Genomic DNA, 4,752 nt, shown 5'->3' on the forward strand with positions numbered 1-4,752 from the left:
GCCCGCCCCGGCGCGCCGGCCGGCGGCCGCCCGCCGGGTGAAGGTCGCCCAGGCCCCGGCCGGCGAGACGCCGGTCGCGGCCGAGCCGCTCACCATCACCCCGCCGGCCATGTTCGAACCGGCCGCGCCAGCCCCGAGCGAAGCGGTCCAGTTGACGCCCGCCGCGCCGCCGCCGTCCGATCCGGACGCTCCGATCGCGACCGGAACGCCGGAGCTCCACTGACGCGACGCCTTCGCCGGGGGGAGCCCTCGGGCCCGCTCGCCGGTTGTGAGCCCCGCGGACGAAGGGAGCTTCCTATGATGCGTGCGTTGACGACGGGGGCGGCCTTCGCGTTCGCCCTGACGACGATGCCGGCCTCGACCCAGGCCGCCCCGGCCATGGCCGAACCGCCGCCGCCCGCCAGCTTCGACGAGGCGGGGGTGCTGGCCTGGGTGGACAGTTATATCGACGCGGTGGGCTGGTCGGTCCTGGCGGCCGACGACGGCGCCGTCGCCCTGGCGGCGCCGACCGCGCCCAAGGTGCTGGACGACGCCACCCTGCAGGCGGAGGTCCGGCAGGAATACTTCAAGCCGGCCGCGATCGGTCCGATGCAGTCGCGCTCGAACCTCCAGATCTGGAACCTGGACTGCAAGGGCGCGCGCATGCGCGTCCTCGCCATACGGATCTACGAGGGCAACAACCTGCAAGGGGCCCACCAGGAGCGCGAGAACCTGAAGGCGCCGTGGAAGCCGCTCGAGCCCGGCTCCGTGCCCGCCCATGCGGCCGAACGCCTGTGCGGCGGCGGTGACGACGGGGCTGGCGTGCACACCGGCGCGCCCAGCCCCTGAAAGGCGGTCCGGCCGCAAGACCCGGAATGCGCCGACCGGCCTGAGGCGCCACCTTCCGCACCCAAGTGCAGAGGGAGCAGGCCATGAACGCCTTGACCGGTCGGGACGTCGAACGGGATCCGCGATGGGCGGCCGTGGTCGCGCGGGATCGCTCGGCCGACGGCGCGTTCGTCTATTCGGTGCGCACGACCGGGGTGTTCTGCCGGCCGTCGTGCCCGTCACGGCAGGCCGATCCTGCCAACGTGCGGTTTCACGCGACGGCGGAGGACGCGCGCGTCGCCGGCTTCCGGCCGTGCAAGCGATGCAAGCCCGATCCGGCGGAGGCGCGCGCGCAGGGCAGGGCGGTGGACTGGGCCCGGGTCGAGGCCGAGCTGGACGAGCGCGGCTGGGCCCTGCTGCCGGGCCTGCTGGACGAGGCGGCCTGCGAGGCTGTCGCCGGCTTCTATGACGAGGATGCGCGCTTCCGCAGCCGGGTGATCATGGCGCGCCACGGCTTCGGGCGGGGCGAGTATCGCTACTTCGCCTATCCGCTGCCCGACGTGGTCGCCCAGCTGCGCGAGACGATCTATCCGCGCCTGGCCCCCGTCGCGAACCGCTGGAACGCGCGCATGGGGCTGGAGGCGCGTTATCCGGACAGCCACGCCGAGTTTCTCGAGCGCTGCCGGGCCGCCGGGCAGGTCCGCCCCACGCCTCTGCTGCTTCGCTACGGGGCGGGCGACTACAACTGCCTGCACCAGGACCTGTACGGCGAGCACGTGTTTCCGCTGCAGGTGGCGGTCCTGCTGTCGCAGCCCGGAGAGGACTTCGACGGCGGCGAGTTCGTGCTGACCGAGCAGCGCCCGCGCATGCAGTCGCGCGCCTCGGTCGTGCCGCTGGGACGCGGCGACGCGGTGGTCTTCGCCGTCCACCACCGGCCGGTGACGGGCACGCGCGGGGCCTACCGGGTCAACCTGCGTCACGGGGTCAGCGAGGTGCGCTCGGGCCGGCGGCATACCCTGGGGGTGATCTTCCACGACGCGACGTGAGTGCGTCCCGGCTCCGGTTTTCTCCCGAGGGGGGATCGATTCACCGCCTTCGTCGGTTCGCAGGCCCCGAGTGTCCGTCTCTGCTTGCGGGCGGGTTGCGGGAGCAGGCGCATGCGCAGATCGCATTACATCTTCGCCGACGAGACCGGGATTCCACGTCCGCCGGTCTATCTCACCGCCTATCCGCTCCGCCGCCGCGCGCGCGTGCCGTGGACGAGCGTGGTGGGCGTGATCCTGCTGCTGCTCACCCTCTTCGCGATCATCCGCTGATGGCGTGAGCGGTCGGCCGATCCGACCGGTTTTGTCAGCACGTTCAGTCGGTTGGCGTTCCCGTCCAAGGCGGGCTCCCGGTTAGTACCTACCGCGCCACCGGTTGCGCCCGAGGGCGGAACAGTCGCCCCGCGAGGCTGTTGCGCAAGTGAACCGGGTTCACACCGATGGCTGAGCGTAACGCCGCCGTGGCGGACGAGGCCCTGCTGGAGGCCATTTTGCGGAGCGCCACCGACTTCGCGATCGTGGCGACCGACCTGGACGGCCGGGTGACCTTCTGGAACCAGGGCGCGGAACGGGTGCTGGGCTGGACCGCGGACGAAATGTCGGGCCGGCCGGTGGAGGCCATGTTCACCCCGCAGGACCGCGACGCCGGCGTCGTGGCGCGCGAGATGGAGCAGGCGCGCGTGAGCGGCTGGGCCGAAGACATGCGCTGGCACCTGCGCAAGGACGGCCAGGTGTTCTGGGCGCAGGGGCGGCTCACCCCGCTGCGCGGCCCCGAAGACGCGCTGATCGGCTACCTGAAGATCCTGCGCGACCGCACTCAGGCCCGGACGGTGGCGGAAGCCCGCGAGACCTCCGAGGCGGCCCTGCGGCTGAGCGAGGCGCGGCTGCGCCTGGCGCTGGAGGCGGGGCGCATGGCGGTCTGGGAAACCGACGGGGCCTTGACCACCATCATCCCGACCCCGGAGATCGGCCGCCTGCTGGGCTTTCCCCCGGGCTACCTGCCGAGCACGGCCGAGATCCGCTCGGTCTATCTGCCCGGGGAGTCGGCGCGGATCCGGGCCGCCGCCTTCGCGGCCATGGAGCGCAAGGAGCGGTTCCTGCAGGACGAGATGAGGATCCGCCGCAAGTCCGACGGCGCGATCCGCGTCCTGCTCATTCGGGTCGAGGCCGTCTACCTGCCCGACGGGACACCGTCGCGGCTGCTGGGCGTGGCCATCGACATCACCGAGCAGAAGCGCGCCGAGGAACGCCAGCGCCTGCTGCTGCAGGAGATGAGCCACCGGGTGAAGAACACGCTGGCGGTGGTGCAGGCCATGGTCGGCCTGGCGCTGCGGCGGGCGGAGACCCTGGCCGAGGCGGAGGCCGCGCTGAACGTGCGCCTGAAGGCCCTGGCGTCCGCGCACGACCTGCTGACCGCCGGCAGCTGGGAAGGCGCGGACCTGGCCGAGGTCGTGTCTCGCGCCACCTGCGCTCACGGCCCGGCCGAGCGGTTCCGCATCGCCGGCCCGCCGGTGCGGCTGTCGCCCGACGGCGCGCTGGCCCTGTCTCTGGCCTTGCAGGAGCTGGCGACCAACGCGGTGAAGTACGGCGCCCTGTCGACCGAGGGCGGCCAGGTGGAGATCGGCTGGACCGCCGCGGCGGAGCGGCTGGAACTGATCTGGCGCGAGCGGGGCGGGCCCGCCGTCGCGCCGCCCGAGGCGGCCGGCTTCGGCGCGCGGCTGCTGGAACGGGTGGTCGAACACGACCTGGGCGGCCGCATCCTGCGGCGCTGGGAGCCGGGCGGCCTGGTCTGCGAGATCGAAGCGCCGCTGACGTGAGCCTCAGCTCTTCGGGCGTTCCGCCGCCAGTTGCAGCAGGGTTTCGGTCGGCAGGGTCGAAAGATCGGCCAGGGCCCGCAAGCGGAAGACACTCTCCAGCCGGTCGCCCGTCCAGTTGGCCTGGTACAGCTCGATCAGTTCCTCAAGGCAGGCCTGATCCATCTTGAGCGGGGTCAGCCGGTCGACGTCGCGCATGAACGACGATTACCCCGGACCCGCGGCGGCCCGCCTCTACAATATTGTAGAGGCGCAGCGTCCTATCGCCGGCCGCGCATGGACTTCACGGCGATGCTCGCGCAATCTCCTCAAGGTTGCGCCCGGGGGCGAGCGTCGGTGCGAGTGAAACAAGAAACCTTTACGGGCGTCGTCGACCGCTTCCAGGCGGCGGCCATCGGGGCGGGCGGTTGGACCGACGCCCTGCGCTCGCTGGCGACCGCGACGGGAGCGCACACCGCCCAGCTGATCGGCCTGAGCGCCGACGCCACCGCCTCCTTCAACTGGATGGTCGACATCCCGCCGGAGATGCCGGCGGATTTCGCCGCCGTCGACGGCCACCGGCCCAACGTCAATTCGCGAGGCCGTATCGCCCGCCGCGCGCCGGAACTTACGGTTCTGGACGAGACCGCCTTCACCACGGCCGAGGATTGCCGCCGCAATCCCGAATACGGCGAAATGATCCGCCGCTACGACCTGGCCTATGTCTGCCTGGGGCCGCTGATGCACCAGGACTGCGGCATGATCGGCATGTCGGTGGCGCGCGGCGCCAGCGTCGGCAACATCTCGGCCGAGGAAAAGCGCCTCTACGCCGCGGTCGCCCCGCACGCCCGCGCGGCCGTGCGCACCCAGCTGGCTCTGGAGAACCAGAGCCTGTCCCTGCTGGCCGACGTCATGGAGGCGGTCTCGACCGCCGCCTTCATCTGCGCCGCGGATGGCCGGGTGCGGGCCCTGTCGCCCTCGGCCGAGCGGCTGGCGAGCGAGGGCCGCTGGCTGCGCCTGCGCGACGGCCGGCTGTCGGCCCGCAACGACGCCGACACCCTGCGGGTGCTCGAGGCCCTGGACGCGGCTTCGGCGGCGCGGGGCGGGGC

The 4,752-nt window shown here is 72.5% G+C and carries 6 protein-coding genes and 2 pseudogenes; 7 read left to right on the top strand and 1 reads right to left on the bottom strand.

The annotated features are described in order from the left end of the window. From G3573_RS20040 to G3573_RS20060, 6 genes and pseudogenes are all read left to right on the top strand, one after another. A pseudogene (locus G3573_RS20040) lies at nucleotides 1-223 on the top strand (hypothetical protein); the annotation flags it as partial. A gap of 77 nt (nucleotides 224-300) precedes the next feature. Beyond that, a complete protein-coding gene (locus tag G3573_RS20045; protein WP_163263443.1) occupies nucleotides 301-828 on the top strand; it encodes a surface-adhesin E family protein in 528 nt (175 codons plus the stop codon). A gap of 83 nt (nucleotides 829-911) precedes the next feature. Then, nucleotides 912-1,130 (top strand): annotated as a pseudogene (locus tag G3573_RS22345) (Ada metal-binding domain-containing protein); the annotation flags it as partial. Nucleotides 1,131-1,172: 42 nt separating this feature from the next. Next, complete coding sequence (locus G3573_RS20050) at nucleotides 1,173-1,853, top strand: 2OG-Fe(II) oxygenase (protein WP_346427424.1); 681 nt, start codon at nucleotides 1,173-1,175, stop codon at nucleotides 1,851-1,853. A 111-nt stretch (nucleotides 1,854-1,964) separates the two neighbouring features. Then, complete coding sequence (locus G3573_RS20055; RefSeq protein WP_163263445.1) at nucleotides 1,965-2,123, top strand: hypothetical protein; 159 nt, start codon at nucleotides 1,965-1,967, stop codon at nucleotides 2,121-2,123. A 167-nt stretch (nucleotides 2,124-2,290) separates the two neighbouring features. Next, a complete protein-coding gene (locus tag G3573_RS20060) occupies nucleotides 2,291-3,667 on the top strand; it encodes a PAS domain S-box protein (RefSeq protein WP_163263446.1) in 1,377 nt (458 codons plus the stop codon). Between the two features lie 3 nt (nucleotides 3,668-3,670). On the opposite strand, the gene G3573_RS20065 is transcribed toward G3573_RS20060, so the two are convergent. Continuing rightward, nucleotides 3,671-3,862, bottom strand: coding sequence for a hypothetical protein (locus tag G3573_RS20065; RefSeq protein WP_163263447.1), 192 nt, complete (start codon nucleotides 3,860-3,862; stop codon nucleotides 3,671-3,673). 144 nt (nucleotides 3,863-4,006) lie between these two features. On the opposite strand from G3573_RS20065, the gene G3573_RS20070 reads away from it, so the two are divergent. After that, nucleotides 4,007-4,752: hypothetical protein (locus tag G3573_RS20070; RefSeq protein ID WP_163263448.1), on the top strand; the 746-nt coding region annotated here is incomplete at its 3' end.

The organism is Caulobacter sp. 17J65-9 (assembly GCF_010975005.1).
Classification (GTDB): domain Bacteria; phylum Pseudomonadota; class Alphaproteobacteria; order Caulobacterales; family Caulobacteraceae; genus 17J80-11.

Excerpts from the sequence above, each read along its gene's own strand:
- G3573_RS20045 (WP_163263443.1), top strand. The coding sequence starts at position 301 with ATGCGTGCGTTGACGACGGGGGCGGCCTTCGCGTTCGCCCTGACGACG.
- G3573_RS20055 (WP_163263445.1), top strand. The coding sequence starts at position 1,965 with ATGCGCAGATCGCATTACATCTTCGCCGACGAGACCGGGATTCCACGT.
- G3573_RS20060 (WP_163263446.1), top strand. The coding sequence starts at position 2,291 with ATGGCTGAGCGTAACGCCGCCGTGGCGGACGAGGCCCTGCTGGAGGCC.
- G3573_RS20065 (WP_163263447.1), bottom strand. The coding sequence starts at position 3,862 with ATGCGCGACGTCGACCGGCTGACCCCGCTCAAGATGGATCAGGCCTGC.